Origin of the sequence: Hydrogenophaga electricum, assembly GCF_030160815.1 — a bacterium.
Taxonomy (GTDB): Bacteria; Pseudomonadota; Gammaproteobacteria; order Burkholderiales; family Burkholderiaceae_C; genus Hydrogenophaga; species Hydrogenophaga electricum.
Genome location: NZ_BSPB01000006.1, coordinates 36,816 through 53,619 on the forward strand (window position 1 = coordinate 36,816; position 16,804 = coordinate 53,619).

Sequence of the window (16,804 nt, forward strand, 5' to 3'; positions counted from 1 at the left end):
GGGCGGTGGCGCCTTCAGGGCAGCGTTTGCGCCAGTGTGCGCAGCGCCTGGGCAGAGGCTTCGTCGCCCGGGAAAAAAGTCTCCATCGCCAGCTCCTGCAGGGTGATGTCGGTGGGCGAGCCGAACACCGTGGTGGTGCTGATGAGGTGCAGCACGCCGGTCGGGGTGTGCACCAGGAAAGGCATCAGCACGCCCGGGTGCTCGCCGTCCAGGCGGCGGATCTGCTCGGGCGGCTGGTCCGGATAGGCCTGCAGCTCCTGCAGCAGGGCCGCCAGCCCGGCGTCGCCGGTGGTGTGCAGTTGCTGCTGCAGGCGCGCGAACAGGTGTTCGCGCCACTGGTGCAGGTTGGCGATGCGTGGCGCCAGGCCGCCCGGGTGCAGGCTCACGCGCAGCAGGTTCACGGGCGGCACCAGCAGGGCCGGGTCGACGCCGGCCAGCAGCGGCACCACCATGCGGTTGGACAGCACCAGGTTCCAGTGCCGGTCGAAGGCCACGGCGGGCCAGGGTTCGTGGCGGTCCAGGATGTGCTGCACCGCCTGCCGCGCCGCCTGCAGCGCGGGATCGTCGAGCCGGTGCTCGCGGTACATCGGCGCAAAACCGGCCGCCACCAGCCAGGCGTTGCGCTCGCGCAGCGGCACCGAGAGGTGCTCGCACAGGCGCAGCACCAGTTCGCGGCTGGGGCTGGCCTTGCCGGTCTCCACGCAGCTCAGGTGCCGTGTGGACAGGCCGGCGTCGAAGGCCAGATCCTGCTGGCTCAGGCGGCGCTGCTGGCGCCAGTGGCGCAGGTGATCGCCGACGGCAACACGGCGGACGGCGGGGTGGGCGTTCATGCCGCCATCGTAGGCGGTCCGCGTGTCGATGTCATGACCTCGCAGGTCATGGACGCCATGCCCGGGTCGCCGGAGCATCGGGCTCCCATCGTTTTTCAAGGAGTCCACCATGTTCACCGTCTCTGTGTCCACCCTGCGCCGTGTGCTTGGGCTCGATGCCGCCTGCGGCATCGGCCTGGGCCTGTCCCACCTGGCGCTGGCCGGGTCGTTGTCCACCTGGACCGGCATTCCCGCCAACTGGCTGCAAGTGACGGCGCTGATTGTGATCGTGGCGGCGTCCACCGCCGGCTGGCTCGCGGCCCGGACCGAACCGCCAGTGGGCGGTGTCCGGCTGCTGGCCGCCGGCAACTTCGCCTGGGTCGCCGCCAGTCTCTGGCTGGCTTTCGGGGCCGGTCTGCCATTGACGGGGCTGGGGTTGGGCTGGGTGCTGGCGCAGGCGCTGGTGGTGCTGGTCATGGCCGAGCTGGAATGGGCGGGGGCACGCGGAGCGCAGCGTCTCGCGATGGCCTGAGACCCGGGTGACAGGGGTGCGGGGTGGGCGGCAGGGCGTGGGCCGTGCCTGGGTTCCTGGCGGGCACAATGCGCGCTCTGTCACCACTGTCTTGCTGTCACATGCCTTTTCCAAACAACCACGCCCCATCGGCGGGCGCTGCCACCGTGCGGCATCTGCCCATCACCTTCACGGGCTCGGGGAGCGAGTACTTCCGCATCTGGATCGTCAACCTGCTGCTGCTTTTCGTCACCCTGGGTCTGTATTGGCCCTGGGCCAAGGTGCGGCGGCTGCGCTATTTCTGGGCCAACACCCTGGTGGATGGCGATCCGCTGGGCTTTCACGGCGAGGCCCGGCAGATGTTCAAGGGCTGGGTGCTGGTCGGGGTGCTGTTCGTGCTCTACAACTGGGCCAGCAGCTTCTCCGCGATCGCGGGACTGGTGGCGTTCGTGGCGCTGGCCGCGCTGTGGCCGGCGCTGTGGCGCTCGTCGCTGGCCTTTCGCCTGGGCAACACCAGTTGGCGGGGCCTGCGTTTTCGCTTCGTGGGCTCGCTGCGCGATGCCTATCTGACGCAACTGCCGTCGTTCCTGGCGGCCTTGCCGCTCGTGCTGCTGTCTTTTGCCCTTCCCGAAGACCCGGACGCGACGCCGCCCGCGTGGTGGGCAGGGGTCTTTGGCGGGGCGCTGCTGCTGTTTCTGCTGACCCTGCCGTGGCTGTTCTGGCGCATGAAGGCCTACCAGCACCGGCACTACAGCTATGCGGGCCTGCAGACCGACTTTCGCGCCGGGCTGGGCGCTTTTTACCTGATCGCGCTCAAGCCCCTGTTGGTGCTGCTGGCGCTGGTGGGTCTGAGCATGCTGTATGTCGGGCTCCGTTTCGCTGGCGGGATCGCCTGGGACGGTGTGCTGTGGGTGCTGTTCCGCGTGCTGCCGATGCTGTTTGCCGGAGCCGGCTTGCTGATGTTTTTCGTGATCGGTCCCTGGCTCACCGCGCGCCTGCAGAACCTGGTCTGGACCAAAACCGGCAATGCGCAGATGCGTTTCATCAGCCAGCTCGGCTTTCGCCGCTTGTTGCTGCTGGGTTTCAAGAACGGTCTGCTGATCGCGCTCACCTTGGGACTGTACTGGCCGTTTGCCAAGGTCGCGGTGGCGCGCCTGCGGCTGGAGGCGGTGCACATCCGCAGCGTCATCGACATGGAGGCCCTGGCAGCGGCGGAACATGAGCAGCCGGGTGAGGCCGCCGGCGAGGCCGCGGGCGACCTGTTCGGTCTCGACATGGGCCTCTGAGCTGGCGCGCGCATGGAGCACCGACCACCCGTACCGGACGAGGGGCTGAACGTCCGCTACTTCGATGGCCGCAGCAACCGGGCCCAGGCGGTGCGGGCCCGGTTGACGGACGGCTGGCTGCACATCGACGCGGCCGAGGCGCCGCGCCAGATCGAGGCCCGGCGCGTGCAATGGCCGGAACGCACGCGGCGCGGCCCGCGCATCGCCCTGTTGCCCGACGGGGGCAGCATCCAGTCCACCGACGCCGCGGCCTGGGACGCCTGGGTGCGTGCCGGGGGCCAGTCCGAATCGCCCGTTGTCCGGCTGCAGCAGAGCTGGCGCGGGGTGGTGTTGAGCCTGTGCCTGCTGGTGGCGCTGTGCGCGAGCGGCTACGTCTGGGGGCTGCCGTGGGCGGCCCGGGTGATCGCCGACCGTTTTCCCGACGCTGCCGAGCGCCAGATCGGCGAGGCGGTGCTGGCCCAGGTGGGTGATCTCATGCAGCCCAGCCAACTCGCCGAGGCCCAGCAGCAGGCGATCGAGCGGGCCTGGCAGCAGGTGCAACGGGCGCACACGGCGGCGCAGGCGGCGCGCGGTGTGAGCGTGCGCCCCGCGCGCCTGCTGATCCGCCACAGCGAGGACATCGGCCCCAACGCGTTGGCACTGCCGGGCGGCATCCTGCTGCTGACCGACGACATGGCCCGGCTGCTGCAGCACGACACCGAGGTGATTGCCGGCGTGCTGGCGCACGAACTCGGCCATGTGCAGCACCGGCACGGGGTGCGCATGCTGGTGCAGATCGGGGTGCTGGGGTTTGCCGCTTCGGCGCTCTGGGGCGACTACAGCGGGGTGCTGGCGACGGTGCCGCTGTGGCTGGGGCAGGCCCACTATTCGCGCGAAGCCGAGCGCGAGGCCGACGCTTACGCCGCCACGGTGCTGCGCGATGGGGGCCTGTCGCCGGCGCTGATGATCCGGCTGTTCGAACGCTTCGCGCTGTTCAAGCGCTGTGGCGATGAACTGCTTCAACCGGAACCGGCCGAGACCGAGGTGGTGTGTGCAGAGCCAGCCACTTCCGAGCAACCGCAGCAAGGCAGGCTCTGGGGCCTGGGCTTCGCCTCGCACCCGGCGGACGCCGATCGGATCAGCTTCTTCCGCGACGCGGCGCGCTGAGCGAGCGGCTCAGGCCGACCCGCCGCCGGCCCCCTTGGGAGCCAGCGACCCACACAGCGGTGGAGCGTGGGGGTTCAGTCCAACCTGCCGCCGGGCCGCCCCAAGGCAGGGCCGCCCCCTTGGGGGGCAGCGACCCGCGCAGCGGTGGAGCGTGGGGGCTCAGGCCATCAATCGCGCGATCAGCGCGCCTTCGCTGGGCGTGGCCAGCGGGACCCAGACCTTGACCGGGCTGCCCTGGGCGACGTCGATGGCGGCGCCATCCTGGTTCTGCATCGCGTCCAACTGCACGATGCGGTTGCCGCTGGGGTGAATGACTTCCAGCCGGTCGCCGACAGCGAAGCGGTTCTTGGTCTCCACCTCGGCCCAGCCGTCTTCGCGCACCTGCAGCACCTCGCCCACGAACTGGCTGCGGTGGCTTTCGCTGTGGCCGGTGATGTAGTTCTGGTAGTCCTGCGCCGGGCGGCGCTCCATCAGGCCGCCGGTGTAGCCGCGGTTGGACAGGCCTTCGAGTTCGAGCAGCAGCTCGGGGTTGAAGGGTTTGCCGGCGACGGCGTCGTCGATGGCGCGGCGGTACACCTGCGCGGTGCGCGCCACGTAGTAGTGGCTCTTGGTGCGACCTTCGATCTTGAGCGAGTCGATGCCCATGGCGGCCAGCTTGCCCACGTGCTCGACGGCGCGCAGGTCCTTGCTGTTCATGATGTAGGTGCCGTGCTCGTCTTCCATGATGGGCATCAGCTCGCCGGGGCGGCCGGCTTCCTCGATCAGCCAGACCTTGTTGGCCTCCGGGTGGCGCTGGCCCGAGCCCGTGGTGGAAAACGCGCTCGCGGCTTCCTCGTCTTCCTGCGCGAAGTTGAAGCCGTCGAGCTTGGCCACGGGGGCGGCGTCGCCGGTGTCGGTGTCGGTGGTGGCGGCCTGGGTCTTGTATTCCCAGCGGCAGGCGTTGGTGCAGGTGCCCTGGTTGGGGTCGCGGCGGTTGAAGTAGCCCGACAGCAGGCAGCGGCCGGAGTAGGCGATGCACAGGGCGCCGTGCACGAAGACTTCGAGTTCGATGTCCGGGCAGTCGTTGCGGATCGCCTGCACCTCGTCCAGGCTGAGTTCGCGCGACAGGATGATGCGGCTGATCCCTTGCTTCTGCCAGAACTTCACCGCGGCGCTGTTGGTGGTGTTGGCTTGCACCGAAAGGTGGATCGGCACCTCGGGCCAGAGGCCCTTTTCCATCTGCTCGCGCACCAGCATGATCAGGCCGGCATCGGCCATGATGAGCGCGTCGGGCCTGAGTTCGACCACCGGCTGCAGGTCGCGCAGGTAGGTGCGCAGCTTGTCGTTGTGGGCGATCAGGTTGCTGGTGACAAAGAACTTCTTGCCGCGCCGGTGCGCTTCGCCAATGCCCTCGGCGATCTGTTCGAGCCGGAATTCGTTGTTGCGCGCGCGCAGGGAATAGCGCGGCTGGCCGGCGTACACCGCGTCGGCGCCGAAGTTGTAGGCGGCGCGCATGCGGTGCAGCGAGCCGGCGGGCAGGAGCAGTTCGGGGGCTTTCATCAGGGGGTGAATTGTCCCGCATTGGCTGTTGGGGCGGTCGGGCTATACCCGTATGCCGCACGCAGGCATTGCCGCTGTCCACAATAGGGTCATGGTGCCCGCCGGGGGCGCCCCCACGATCAAAGGAGCCCGCCTTGGCCACGTCCACGTCTTTTGCCCACCCCTTTGCCAAGACGCTCAAGACCTTCAAGACCGCGTCGGGCAAGCCGGGTCGCTTCTATTCGTTGCCGGCGCTGGCGCAGGCATTTCCGAACGTGCAGCGCCTGCCGGTGTCGCTGCGCATCGTGCTGGAGAGCGTGCTGCGCCATTGCGACGGCGAGCGGGTGCTGCCGGCGCATGTCGAACAACTGGCCAACTGGCAGCCGGCGGCGTCCCGCACGGAAGAAATCCCGTTCACCGTGGCGCGTGTGGTGCTGCAGGACTTCACCGGCGTGCCGCTGCTGGCCGATCTGGCGGCCATGCGCAGCACCGCAGCCCGGCTGGGACAGGACCCGAAAAAGATCGAACCCCTGGTGCCGGTCGATCTGGTGGTCGACCACTCGGTCATGGTCGATTACTACGGCCAGAAGAACGCGCTCGACCTGAACATGAAGCTGGAATTCCAGCGCAACCGCGAGCGCTACCAGTTCATGAAATGGGGCATGCAGGCCTTCGACACCTTCGGCGTGGTGCCGCCAGGCTTCGGCATCGTGCACCAGGTGAACCTGGAGTACCTGGCGCGCGGCGTGCACCTCAAGGGGGGGCTGTACTACCCCGACACCTTGGTCGGCACCGACAGCCACACCACCATGATCAATGGCATCGGTGTGGTGGGCTGGGGCGTGGGCGGCATCGAGGCCGAAGCGGCCATGCTGGGCCAGCCGGTGTACTTCCTCACGCCCGACGTGGTGGGCTTCGAGTTCACCGGGCAACTGCGTGAGGGCGTGACCGCCACCGACCTGGTGCTCACCGTGACCGAAATCCTGCGCCGCCACAAGGTGGTGGGCAAGTTCGTGGAGTTCTTCGGCGAAGGCACGGCCTCGCTGTCGCTGCCGGACCGCGCCACCATCGCCAACATGGCGCCCGAGTACGGCGCCACCATGGGCTTCTTCCCGGTCGACGGCAAGACGCTGGACTACTTCCGCGGCACCGGCCGCAGCAAGGCCGAGATCGAGGCCTTCGAGGCCTACTTCCGTGCCCAGGGCCTGTTCGGCGTGCCGGGGGCGGCCGGTGCGCAGATCAAGGCCGGTGAGATCGCCTATTCGCAGGTGATCACGCTCGACCTGGGTACCGTGGCGCCGTCGCTGGCCGGCCCCAAGCGGCCGCAGGACCGCATCGAACTGGGCCTGGTGGCGTCGCAGTTCCGCAGCCTGTTCAGCCAGCCGGCCGCGAGCAACGGCTTCAACCAGCCCGAAGACCGGCTGCCGGTGCGCCACCCGGTGGTGACCAGCGAAGCCGGCGCGGCCCCGGCCAAGGGCTATACCCTGGGCAATGGCGATGTGCTGATCGCCGCCATCACCAGTTGCACCAACACCAGCAACCCGAGCGTGCTGCTGGCGGCGGGCCTGCTGGCCAAGAAGGCGGTGGAAGCGGGGCTGAAGGTGCGGCCGCACATCAAGACCTCGCTGGCGCCGGGCTCGCGCATCGTCACCGAATACCTGACCGAGACCGGCCTGCTGCCCTATCTGGAAAAGCTCGGGTTCGCGCTGGCCGGGTACGGCTGCACCACCTGCATCGGCAACGCGGGCGACCTGGCGCCGGCGATCAACGACACCATCGTGCGCAACGACCTGGTCTGCGCGGCTGTGTTGTCGGGCAACCGCAACTTCGAGGCGCGCATCCACCCCAACCTCAAGGCCAACTTCCTGGCCAGTCCGCCGCTGGTGGTGGCCTATGCCATCGCGGGCACCGTGCTCAAGGATTTGATGACCGAGCCGGTGGGGCAGGGCAAGGGCGGGAAAGACGTGTACCTGGGCGACATCTGGCCCACCAGCGACGAGATTCACGCGCTGATGCGCCACGCCATGAAGGGCAAGGCCTACCGCGAAAACTACGCCCAGGTGCGCACCGAGCCGGGCAAGCTGTGGGAGCGCATCCGCGGGGCCGCCGGCACCACCTACGACTGGCCATCGAGCACCTACATCGCCGAGCCGCCGTTCTTCACGGGCTTCTCGCTGCAGGGCGGCCCGGCCGACGTGCCGGTGTCTATCCAGGGCGCGCGGGTGATGGCGCTGTTCGGCGATTCGATCACCACCGACCACATCTCGCCGGCCGGCTCGATCAAGGAGAGCTCGCCCGCCGGGCTGTGGCTCAAAGAGCACGGTGTGCTCAAGGCCGACTTCAACAGCTACGGCTCGCGCCGGGGCAACCACGAGGTGATGATGCGTGGCACCTTCGCCAACGTGCGCATCAAGAACCTGATGCTGCCGCCCAAGGCCGATGGCGCGCGGGAAGAGGGCGGCTTCACGCTGCACCAGCCCTCGGGCGAGAAGCTGGCCATCTACGACGCGGCCATGCGCTACCAGGCTGAAGGCGTGTCCACCGTGATCTTTGCGGGCGAGGAGTACGGCACCGGCTCCAGCCGCGACTGGGCCGCCAAGGGCACACAGTTGCTGGGCATCAAGGCCGTGGTGGCGCGCAGCTTCGAGCGCATCCACCGCTCCAACCTGGTGGGCATGGGCGTGCTGCCGCTGCAGTTCAAGACCGGGGACTCGTGGGAATCGCTGGGCCTGCGCGGCGACGAAACCGTGGACGTGGTGCCGCATCCCGCGCTGACCCCGCAGAGCGACGCGCAACTGGTCATCACCCGTCCGGACGGTACGCGCCGCACGCTGACCGTCACGCTGCGCATCGACACCCCGATCGAGGTGGGCCACTACCGGGCCGGCGGAATTCTCCCTTACGTGCTCAGGCAATTGCTCGGCGCTTGAGCGCAGCGCCGCAAGGCGGCATGATGTGAGCCACGCGCCCGCCGGGCGCCCTGCAGGGAGTTGCCATGCGCAAGCCAGCCCTCTACAGCCCCTCCGCCCGCTCCGGCCCGGCGCCGGTTCCCGGGGAGCCGGCCGTGGCCGCGCCTGCCGATGGGTTGGCGGCACCGGCCCCTGTGCGCGGGCGCTGGCGCCGCTGGCTGACCGATGTGCGGGGGCTCTGGGTGGCCCTGCTGCTGCTGGCAGCGTTGCTGGCGGCCAGCGTCTGGTGGCAGCGCGCGCAGGGCCCGCGCGCGCTCACGCAAAAGGACATCGACGCTGCGGTCCTGCGCACCCTCACCACGCAGAACCTGCCTTCGGCGGCCGCGCGCGCTGCGGCCAAGATCCGCCCCGCCGTGGTGCGTGTCGAGTCCTTCGCGAACAACCGCAAGGGTGAAGAGGTGGAGCAGAGTGTCGGCACCGGGGTCGTGATCGTCGACACCGGCCTGATCCTGACCAACCTGCACGTGGTGCAGTCGGCCGAGCGCCTGCGCCTGGTGTTTGCCGACGGCTCCGAATCCGGCGCCACCGTCACCACCGTGCAACCCCAGAACGACCTGGCCGTGCTGCAGGCCCACACGCTGCCCGACGACCTGCACGCGGCCACGCTGCGGGGCACCGGCGACCTGCTGCCCGGCGACCAGGTGGTGGCGGTGGGCTACCCCTTCGGCATCGGCCCGTCCACCTCGGCCGGGGTGATCTCGGGTTTCGGCCGCTCGTTCCGTGCGCCCGAGGGGCAGCAGGACATCGAGAACCTCATCCAGTTCGACGCGGCGGCCAATCCCGGCAATTCGGGCGGGCCGCTGGTCACCATGGACGGCGAGGTGGTGGGCATCGTCACCGGCATCCTCAACCCCACCAGCCACCGCACCTTCGTCGGCATCGGTTTTGCCGTGCCGATCGAGAGCGCCGCTGCGGCGGCCGGCCTTCCCCCTTTCTGAATCTCCAGGAGCGCTGCATGAGCGAACACACTTCCCCCGACCACGCGCAACTCATGGAACAGATCCTCTACGAGGTCAAGCGCGTGGTGGTGGGCCAGGACCGTTTTCTCGAACGCGTGATGGTGGCCATGCTGGCACAGGGGCATCTGCTGGTCGAGGGGGTGCCCGGGCTGGCCAAGACGTTGACCGTCAAGACCCTGGCGGGGGCGGTGCAGGGCCGCTTCAAGCGCATCCAGTTCACCCCCGACCTGGTGCCGGCCGATCTGGTGGGCACGCGCATCTACAACCAGAAGACGGGCGAGTTCGCCACCGCGCTGGGTCCGGTGTTCGCCAACCTGCTGCTGGCCGACGAAATCAACCGCGCGCCGGCCAAGGTGCAGAGCGCCCTGCTGGAGGTGATGCAGGAGCGGCAGGTCACCATCGCCGGCGAAACGCACCAGGTGCCCGAGCCCTTCCTCGTCATGGCCACGCAGAACCCCATCGAGACCGAAGGCACCTACCCGCTGCCCGAGGCCCAGGTGGACCGCTTCATGATGAAGGTGCTGGTGGACTACCCGACCGACGAGGAGGAGTACGTCATCGTCGAACGTGTCACGGGACCGCGCCTGGAGGTGCAACCGGTGGCGACCACCGCCCAGTTGGCCGACCTGCAGCGCCAGTGCCGCGATGTGTACGTGGACCCGTCGCTGGTGCAGTACGCGGTGCGCCTCGTATCGGCGACCCGCACGCCGGAGCGGCACGGCCTGAAGGACATGGCGCGGCTCATCACCTATGGCGCCAGCCCGCGCGCCACCATCGGGCTGGTGGAGGGCGCGCGTGCGCTGGCGCTGCTGCGGGGCCGCAGCTATGCGCTGCCGGAAGACATGGTCGATCTGGTGCCCGACGTGCTGCGCCACCGCGTGGTGCTGTCCTACGAAGGCCTGTCCGAAGGGCTCGACGGCGACGCGCTGGTGGCGCGCATCATGAAAACCGTGCTGCCACCGGCCAAGCCGCTGGCGCCCGAACGCAAGGCGGCCTGAGATGGGGCTGTTCCGCCGCCGCCAGGCCCCTCCCGCCGCGCCGCCCGTGCCGCCGCAGGCCGCAGACAACGGCCGCACCGAAGCCCTGCTGCGCCGGCTCGAATGGACGGTGATCCGCCGGCTCGACGGCCTGCTGCAGGGCGATTACCGCACGCTGATGCGCGGCACCGGGCTGGACCTGGCCGACCTGCGCGAATACCAGTTGCACGACGACGTGCGCCACATCGACTGGAACGTGACCGCGCGCCTGCAGCAGCCGCACGTGCGCGTGTTCACCGAAGACCGCGAGATGGCGGCCTGGTTCCTGCTCGACCTCAGCCCCTCGGTCGATTTCGGTTCCGGTGAGCAGCGCAAGCGCGAGGTGCTGCAGGGCTTTGTGGGGGTGCTGGCGCGGCTCATCACCCGCCATGGCAACCGGGTCGGCGCCGCCCTCTACGGGGGGCGCGGGCAGGCGGCGGTGCACGCCGTGCTGCCGGCACGGGGCGGGCGGGGGCAGGTGCTGCGTCTGATGCAGATGCTCGGGCCCGAGGCCCCCGCAACCCCCGCCGGCAAGGCGCTGCCGCACGGCCCCACGCGGCTGGCCGACCTGCTGCGCGCCGCCACGCACACGGTGCGCCAGCGCAGCACGGTGTTTGTGGTGTCCGACTTCATCAGCGAGCCCGGCTGGGAGCAGCCGCTGGGCGAATTGGCGCGCCGGCACGACGTGGTCGCGGTGCGCCTGCTCGACCCGCTCGAACTTGAACTGCCCGACCTCGGGCTGCTGACTTTGCGCGATGCCGAAACCGGCGAACAGCTGCTGGTGGACACGCACGACCGCGGCTTTCGCCAGCGCTTCGCCCGCATCGCCGCCCAGCGCGAAGCGGTCTTGCGCGAAAGCCTGGCCCGTGCCGGCGTGGATGCGCTGGAGCTGTCCACCGACGACGATCTGGCCGATGCGGTGGTGCGTTTCGTCGACCTGCGCAAACGCCGTTCCGGTGCACACCGGGGCGCCTCGACCGGACCGGTGCCGGTGCGCGTGGCCACCGGCACCGCGCGAAAGGAGGTCGCTGCATGAACAACCTGCCCGTCACCTTTATCTGGCCGCAGTTCCTGTGGCTGTTGCTGCTGCTGCCGGTGCTGGTGCTGCTGTACTGGTGGCTGCTGCGCCGGCGCCGGCAGACGGCGCTGCGTTATGCGAGCCTGTCGATCGTGCGCGAAGCCATGGGGCGGGGCGGGAACTGGCGCCGCCACGTGCCGCCCGTGCTGCTGTTGCTGGCTTTTGCGGCCATGCTGCTGGCCGCGGCGCGGCCCATGGCCACCATCCTGCTGCCGTCCACCCAGCAGACCATCATCCTGGCGATGGACGTGTCCGGCAGCATGCGCGCGACCGACGTGGAACCCAACCGCCTGGTGGCCTCGCAGAACGCGGCCAAGGCCTTTCTGGCCGAGCTGCCGCGCCATGTGAAGGTGGGCATCGTGGCCTTTGCCGGCTCGGCGCAGGTGGTCCAGCCGGTGACGCTCAGCCGCGAAGACCTGAACGCCGCCATCGACAAGTTCCAGATGCAGCGCGCCACCGCCATCGGCAGTGCCATCGTGGTGGCGCTGTCGGAGATCTTCCCCGGCCAGGTGGACCTCGCCAGCGTGACCTGGGGCCGACGCAACGACCCTTTCGGTCCGCAGGGCCGCCCCATCGACCAGCAACCCGCGGCCCAGGGCGAGGCCAAACCGTTTGAACCGGTGCCGCCCGGGTCGTACAGCTCGGCCGCCATCATCCTACTGACCGATGGCCAGCGCACCACGGGGGTGGACACGCAGGAGGCGGCCAAGATGGCGGCCGACCGGGGCGTGAAGGTCTACACCGTGGGCGTGGGCACGGTCGACGGTGAGGTGATCGGCTTCGAAGGCTGGTCCATGCGCGTGCGGCTCGATGAAGACAGCCTCAAGGAGGTGGCGCGTGCCACCCAGGGCGAATACTTCTATGCCGGCACCGCCGACAACCTCAAGAAGGTGTACGAATCGCTGAGCACCCGGCTCACGGTCGAAAAAAAGGACACCGAGGTTTCCGGTCTGCTGGCCCTAGTCGCGGCCGTGCTGGTGCTGCTCTCGGCCGGGCTGTCGCTGTTCTGGTTCCAGCGGGTGCTGTAGCGCCCCACCGCTGTCGTCCACGGCATCGATGACGGGGTTTGCTGATCCCCGTCAAGCTGCACCGGCGCTTGGTCGGCACAATGCCGCCTCATGAAAGAAAACGTCGTGGTGGCCGGTGGTGGCATCGGCGGCATGGCCTGCGCGCTGGCCCTGGCCCGTTCGGGCTCGGTGGTGCAACTGGTCGAGCAGGCCGAGGCCTTCGGCGAGGTCGGGGCTGGTATCCAGCTGGGCCCGAATGCCGTGCGCGTGCTGCAGGACTGGGGCCTGACCGAGGCGCTCAACGCCTGTGCAGCCTTTCCCGAAGAGCTGCAGGTGCGCGACGCGCATGGGGGGCACCGCATCGGGCGCATGCGCCTTGGGCCGCTGTTCCGGGCGCGCTACGGCCAGGCCTACGCCACCATCCACCGTGCCGATCTGTTGGCCATGCTGCACGACGCCGTGCGCCAGCGGCCCGAGGTGCGTCTCACGCTCGGCACGCGCGTGGCGTCCTACGAGGCCCTGCCGGGTGAAGTGCGCGTGCACGCCGAAAACGATGCGGAGTTCCGCGGTGAGGCGCTGATCGGCGCCGACGGGCTCTGGAGCCGGGTGCGCCACCAGTTGCTGGGTGCGCAGCCGGTGCGGGCCAGCGGGCACCTGGCCTACCGGGGCATGATCGCCGCGCGCGATGTGCCGGCGCTGTCGCGCGCCAACGCGGTCACCGCCTGGCTGGGGCCGCGCCTGCACGTGGTGCATTACCCGGTGCGGCGCGGCGAGTGGTTCAACATCGTGGCCGTGGTGCACGGGGTGCTCGGGCAGGGGCATGGCGGCCCGCCGGGCAGCGATCCGCAGGCCTGGAGCCACGAGGCGCGCGATGCCGATCTGCGGCGCGCGCTGGGTCCGGTCTGTTTTGAACTCATGGACATGCTGCGTTCGGTGCAGGACTGGAAGCTCTGGGCGCTGAACGACCGGCCGCCCATGACCGGCGTGCAGGATCAGGCGCGCGGCCGCGTGGCCCTGCTCGGGGACGCGGCGCACCCCCTGCGTCCGTACCTGGCGCAGGGGGCAGCGATGGCCCTGGAAGATGCCTGGACCCTCGGGCGCCTGCGCTCGGTCGCCGAAGCCCCGGGCGGCGTGGTCGACTGGCCGACCCTGCTGGCGCGCTATGCGCAGGTGCGGTGGGCGCGCAATGCGCGGGTGCAGGCAAGCTCGGCGCGCAATGGCAGCATCTTTCACGCCGTGGGGCCCGTGCGGCTGGCGCGCAACCTCGCGATGGCGGCGCTGGGCGAGTCCGTGATGGACAATCGCTGGCTTTACAGCGGACCGCCCGACCCCCTGGCCTGAACGACGGCCGGGCCTGCTACGCTTGCCGGGACGCCGGCCCCGAGACGGGCGGCGCAGCCAAACACCCGAGGACGACGCCCATGAAAACCCCCGCACCCGCCCTGTTGCCGCAACCCCTGCGCCGCCGCCTGCTGGCCCTGCCGGCCGCCCTGGCGCTGGCCGCCACGGGCGCCAGCGCGTGGGCCGACAACGCCCCCTGGCCGAACCGGCCGCTCAAGCTCGTGGTGGGATTCCCGGCGGGTTCTTCGCCCGACCTCACGGCCCGGGTGCTGGCCGATCCGCTGGCGCAGGCGCTCGGTCAGCCGGTGGTGGTGGAGAACCGGGTGGGGGCCGGCGGCAACATCGGGGCCGCCGTCGTGGCGCACGCCACCGACGACCACACCATCGGGCTGATGATCAATGGCAACCTGACCATTGCCAAGATCCTCAACCCGGCCACCACCTACGATCCCCTCAAGGAATTGCAGCCGGTGTCGCTGATCGCGGTGTCGCCCCTGGTGCTGGCGGTGCCGGCCAGCACGGCGACCAGCGGTGCGGCCTTTCTCGAGGCGGCGCGGCAGAGCGGCGACCGCTGGAACTACGGCACCCCGGGCATCGGCACCGTGGCCCATCTGGGCATGGAACTGCTCAAGGCGCGGGCGGGCATCGCGCCGATGCACGTGCCGTATCCCGGCAACCCGCAGGTCATCACCGGCCTCATCGGCGGGCAGGTGCAGATGGCCTTGCTGCCGCCGGGGCTGGCCATGTCGCAGGTCAAGGGCGGCAAGCTCAAGGCGATCGGGGTGACGTCAGCCGGGCGCAGCAGCGTGGTGCCCGACTTGCCCAGCCTGAGCGAGGCGGGCGTGAAAGACCTGAACCTCGAGATCTGGAACGCGGTGGCCGCGCCGCAGAGCCTGCCGCGTGCCCATGTGCAGCGCCTGTCGGAACTGCTGGCCGACATCGTGCGCCGGCCCGAGGTGCGCGAGCGCATCGCGGCCCAGGGCTGGCAGGTGGTGGGGACCGCGCCCGAAGGGCTCGCGCACCGCATCCGGACCGACACCGAAGCCATGGCCGAGGTCATTCGCAAGAACGACATCCGGCCCCAGTGAGGGCGGTGAGGCCGGACCCGGCGAGCGCCTGAGTCCCTGGCAATTGTCGGGCGCGGGTGCGCTGCCCTGCCGTCAGGCCAGGGTGGCTGCGGGCTCCGGGGCAGGGAAGCCGTTGCGTCCCGGGAACTCGGGCGCGAGCGGGCGCGCGTTGCCCATCTTGAGCCACAGACGGATCATCTTGCGCCAGCGGGCCGGATCGGGGTCGTCCTCGAAGCCCGTGCGCGAGTGCAGCACGGCGTAATTGTTGGCGAACTGGATGTCGCCCGGCTCCAGCATCATGTCCAGCCGGATGTTCGGATCGTGCATGACGTCGTCGAACAGGTCGAGGGCGGCGATTTCCACCCGCGAGAGCGGCTGTTCCATGATGTCATGCCCCAGCTCCAGGTACTGGCGCAGGTAGCGGCAACTGAGCTTGCCTTCGTGGTAACTGAAGATGGGCGAGAGGCTGGGCCGGGGCTCGCACAGGTGCTCGAAATACATCGGCCGGTAGTACAGGCCGATGAATTCGGGGTGCCGGGTCAGGATCTCGTTGTAGATCGCGGCCACGCTGACCAGGCTGCTCAGGCCGCCACGCAGGGCCTTGCGCACGCACAGCAGGGCGACCACGTCGGACGGGTCCGAGTGGTAGGGCAGGTAGAGGTTGGTTTCGTAGACCCGCGTGCTCTTTTGCGTCGCGTCGCCGACGTTCATCACGGCGCCCAGCAGGTCCCCGCGCGGGTTCTGGCGCACCGGGGTGCCCATGTGCAGGCCCAGGCCGTAGTAGATGGCGTCGAGGTCTTCGTCGCTGTAGCGTTCCACCGGCAGACCCCGCAGCACCAGAAAGCCGCGGCCGTTTTCCAGCTCGTCGGTGTAGCGCGCCAAGTCGGGCGCGAGCGCGTGGATCGGGAAGTCGTCCCGGGTGAAGTCGGGAAAGCGCAGGCCGCGCGACTTGAGCTGTGCCAGCGCGGCGTCGATCACGGCGAGGGCCTCGGGCGTGATCGGGTGGATCCAGCTGTGGTCGTGGGCGAAGTCGGGGCCGCGCCAGGCGGCGGGACCGGTGATCGGGGTCGATTGGATGAGACTCATGGGAGAAGGCTTATTGCGGTTTGTAGCCGGCGTTGCGGACCATGGTGGCGGAAAAGTCCTGCGTGGCCTTGAGGCGGGCGTTCAGGTCGGCGGCGTTGCCGGCGTGGGCGCTGATGCCCAGGTTGGCGAGCTTGTCGGCAAACTCGGGCGACTTCACCACCTTGGTGATGGCCGCGCTGTAGCTGTCGATCACGGGGGCGGGGGTGCCGGCCGGGGCGAAGACGCCGTTGAAGATCATGTCTTCGTAGCCCTTGATGCCGAGCTCGGCATAGGTGGGTACGTCGGGCAGGATGGGCAGGCGGCTGGTGCCATTGACGGCGACGATGCGCAGCTTGCCGGCCTTGGCCGGCTGCAGCATGGCGCCCACCGAGCCGATGCCGGCCGGCACCTGGCCGGCCATCACGTCCTGCACGATGGGGGCGTCGCCCCGGTAGGGCACCGACTTCAGGTCGGCGCCGAGCGCCCTGGCCACCACGCCGACGGCAAAGTCGGGCGCACTGGCCGGTGCGGGCACGCCGACATTGCCTTTGGCCGGATTGGCCGCGACCCACTGGGCAAAGTCGCGCAGGCCGGCATTCGGTTTGCCCAGCACGCCGGTGTTGAGCACGAACACGTCGGGGTTGACCGCCACCATGGCCACGGGGGCGAAGTCCTTGGCGGTGTCGAAGCCCGGGTTGCTGATCGTCAGCGGGATCATGGCGACCGTGTGGCTGTTGGAGAGGAACAGCGTCGTGCCGTCGGGTTTGGCGCCCTTGAGCGTTTGCGCCGCGATCTGGCCGCCGGCGCCGGGTTTGTTTTCCACCATGACGCTGCGCCCCAGTTCCTGCTGCAGGCCCTGTGCCAGCAGGCGCGCAATGGCATCGCTGCTGCCGCCGGCCGGGAAGCCCACCAGGATGCGGATGGCCGGGCCGCTGTCGGCCTGCGCGGCCGAGGTGGCCAGCAGGGCGGCGGCGCCAAGGCCGAGGAGGGCGTGGAAGGTGGTGCGTCGTTGCATGCTCGTGGGTCCTGGAG

General features: G+C 69.7%; 14 protein-coding genes. 10 read left to right on the plus strand and 4 right to left on the minus strand.

Features of this window, described 5'->3' with window-relative positions:
- Window positions 1-14: 14 nt before the first annotated feature.
- A complete protein-coding gene (locus QQK43_RS05875) occupies window positions 15-830 on the minus strand; it encodes a helix-turn-helix domain-containing protein (protein WP_284307057.1) in 816 nt (271 codons plus the stop codon).
- A gap of 109 nt (window positions 831-939) precedes the next feature.
- On the opposite strand from QQK43_RS05875, the gene QQK43_RS05880 reads away from it, so the two are divergent.
- The 3 genes from QQK43_RS05880 (at window position 940) to QQK43_RS05890 (ending at window position 3,752) form a co-directional block, all read left to right on the plus strand.
- Window positions 940-1,341 (plus strand): hypothetical protein, encoded by a 402-nt coding sequence (locus QQK43_RS05880; protein WP_234263591.1) that lies wholly within the window; start codon window positions 940-942, stop codon window positions 1,339-1,341.
- A 101-nt stretch (window positions 1,342-1,442) separates the two neighbouring features.
- Complete coding sequence (locus tag QQK43_RS05885; RefSeq protein WP_284307058.1) at window positions 1,443-2,606, plus strand: YjgN family protein; 1,164 nt, start codon at window positions 1,443-1,445, stop codon at window positions 2,604-2,606.
- 12 nt (window positions 2,607-2,618) lie between these two features.
- The gene (locus QQK43_RS05890) at window positions 2,619-3,752 is read left to right on the plus strand and encodes a M48 family metallopeptidase (RefSeq protein WP_234263587.1); all 1,134 of its coding nucleotides are present in this window, start codon (window positions 2,619-2,621) and stop codon (window positions 3,750-3,752) included.
- A 159-nt stretch (window positions 3,753-3,911) separates the two neighbouring features.
- On the opposite strand, the gene trhP is transcribed toward QQK43_RS05890, so the two are convergent.
- Complete coding sequence (trhP, locus tag QQK43_RS05895; RefSeq protein ID WP_284307059.1) at window positions 3,912-5,291, minus strand: prephenate-dependent tRNA uridine(34) hydroxylase TrhP; 1,380 nt, start codon at window positions 5,289-5,291, stop codon at window positions 3,912-3,914.
- A gap of 134 nt (window positions 5,292-5,425) precedes the next feature.
- Between trhP and acnA the strand changes: the two genes are divergently transcribed.
- The 7 genes from acnA to QQK43_RS05930 all read left to right on the plus strand — a co-directional run bounded on the left by acnA (window position 5,426) and on the right by QQK43_RS05930 (window position 14,728).
- Entirely contained in the window at window positions 5,426-8,200 is a 2,775-nt protein-coding gene (gene acnA, locus QQK43_RS05900) for an aconitate hydratase AcnA (RefSeq protein ID WP_284307060.1), read from the plus strand.
- A 65-nt stretch (window positions 8,201-8,265) separates the two neighbouring features.
- Window positions 8,266-9,177, plus strand: coding sequence for a S1C family serine protease (locus QQK43_RS05905; RefSeq protein WP_284307061.1), 912 nt, complete (start codon window positions 8,266-8,268; stop codon window positions 9,175-9,177).
- Between the two features lie 17 nt (window positions 9,178-9,194).
- Window positions 9,195-10,196, plus strand: a complete 1,002-nt coding sequence (locus tag QQK43_RS05910) for an AAA family ATPase (RefSeq protein ID WP_284307062.1) — start codon at window positions 9,195-9,197, stop codon at window positions 10,194-10,196.
- A gap of 1 nt (window position 10,197) precedes the next feature.
- Window positions 10,198-11,250, plus strand: coding sequence for a DUF58 domain-containing protein (locus tag QQK43_RS05915; protein WP_370465224.1), 1,053 nt, complete (start codon window positions 10,198-10,200; stop codon window positions 11,248-11,250).
- Entirely contained in the window at window positions 11,247-12,320 is a 1,074-nt protein-coding gene (locus QQK43_RS05920; protein WP_284307063.1) for a VWA domain-containing protein, read from the plus strand. The genes QQK43_RS05915 and QQK43_RS05920 overlap by 4 nt, the downstream gene beginning before the upstream one ends.
- A gap of 90 nt (window positions 12,321-12,410) precedes the next feature.
- Complete coding sequence (locus QQK43_RS05925; protein ID WP_284307064.1) at window positions 12,411-13,640, plus strand: FAD-dependent monooxygenase; 1,230 nt, start codon at window positions 12,411-12,413, stop codon at window positions 13,638-13,640.
- An 80-nt stretch (window positions 13,641-13,720) separates the two neighbouring features.
- Window positions 13,721-14,728: a Bug family tripartite tricarboxylate transporter substrate binding protein gene (locus tag QQK43_RS05930; protein WP_284307065.1), complete on the plus strand. Its 1,008-nt coding sequence runs from the start codon at window positions 13,721-13,723 to the stop codon at window positions 14,726-14,728.
- Window positions 14,729-14,800: 72 nt separating this feature from the next.
- Here QQK43_RS05930 and QQK43_RS05935 read toward each other — a convergent pair whose 3' ends face one another.
- Window positions 14,801-15,793 (minus strand): TauD/TfdA family dioxygenase, encoded by a 993-nt coding sequence (locus QQK43_RS05935; protein ID WP_284307066.1) that lies wholly within the window; start codon window positions 15,791-15,793, stop codon window positions 14,801-14,803.
- A 10-nt stretch (window positions 15,794-15,803) separates the two neighbouring features.
- Window positions 15,804-16,787, minus strand: a complete 984-nt coding sequence (locus tag QQK43_RS05940) for a tripartite tricarboxylate transporter substrate-binding protein (RefSeq protein ID WP_284307067.1) — start codon at window positions 16,785-16,787, stop codon at window positions 15,804-15,806.
- Window positions 16,788-16,804: the final 17 nt, after the last annotated feature.

Bases quoted from the DNA above. Each gene is read 5' to 3' on its own strand.
- QQK43_RS05875 (WP_284307057.1), bottom strand. From the start codon at position 830: ATGAACGCCCACCCCGCCGTCCGCCGTGTTGCCGTCGGCGATCACCTG.
- QQK43_RS05880 (WP_234263591.1), top strand. From the start codon at position 940: ATGTTCACCGTCTCTGTGTCCACCCTGCGCCGTGTGCTTGGGCTCGAT.
- QQK43_RS05885 (WP_284307058.1), top strand. From the start codon at position 1,443: ATGCCTTTTCCAAACAACCACGCCCCATCGGCGGGCGCTGCCACCGTG.
- QQK43_RS05890 (WP_234263587.1), top strand. From the start codon at position 2,619: ATGGAGCACCGACCACCCGTACCGGACGAGGGGCTGAACGTCCGCTAC.
- trhP (WP_284307059.1), bottom strand. From the start codon at position 5,291: ATGAAAGCCCCCGAACTGCTCCTGCCCGCCGGCTCGCTGCACCGCATG.
- QQK43_RS05905 (WP_284307061.1), top strand. From the start codon at position 8,266: ATGCGCAAGCCAGCCCTCTACAGCCCCTCCGCCCGCTCCGGCCCGGCG.
- QQK43_RS05910 (WP_284307062.1), top strand. From the start codon at position 9,195: ATGAGCGAACACACTTCCCCCGACCACGCGCAACTCATGGAACAGATC.
- QQK43_RS05915 (WP_370465224.1), top strand. From the start codon at position 10,198: ATGGGGCTGTTCCGCCGCCGCCAGGCCCCTCCCGCCGCGCCGCCCGTG.
- QQK43_RS05920 (WP_284307063.1), top strand. From the start codon at position 11,247: ATGAACAACCTGCCCGTCACCTTTATCTGGCCGCAGTTCCTGTGGCTG.
- QQK43_RS05925 (WP_284307064.1), top strand. From the start codon at position 12,411: ATGAAAGAAAACGTCGTGGTGGCCGGTGGTGGCATCGGCGGCATGGCC.
- QQK43_RS05930 (WP_284307065.1), top strand. From the start codon at position 13,721: ATGAAAACCCCCGCACCCGCCCTGTTGCCGCAACCCCTGCGCCGCCGC.
- QQK43_RS05935 (WP_284307066.1), bottom strand. From the start codon at position 15,793: ATGAGTCTCATCCAATCGACCCCGATCACCGGTCCCGCCGCCTGGCGC.
- QQK43_RS05940 (WP_284307067.1), bottom strand. From the start codon at position 16,787: ATGCAACGACGCACCACCTTCCACGCCCTCCTCGGCCTTGGCGCCGCC.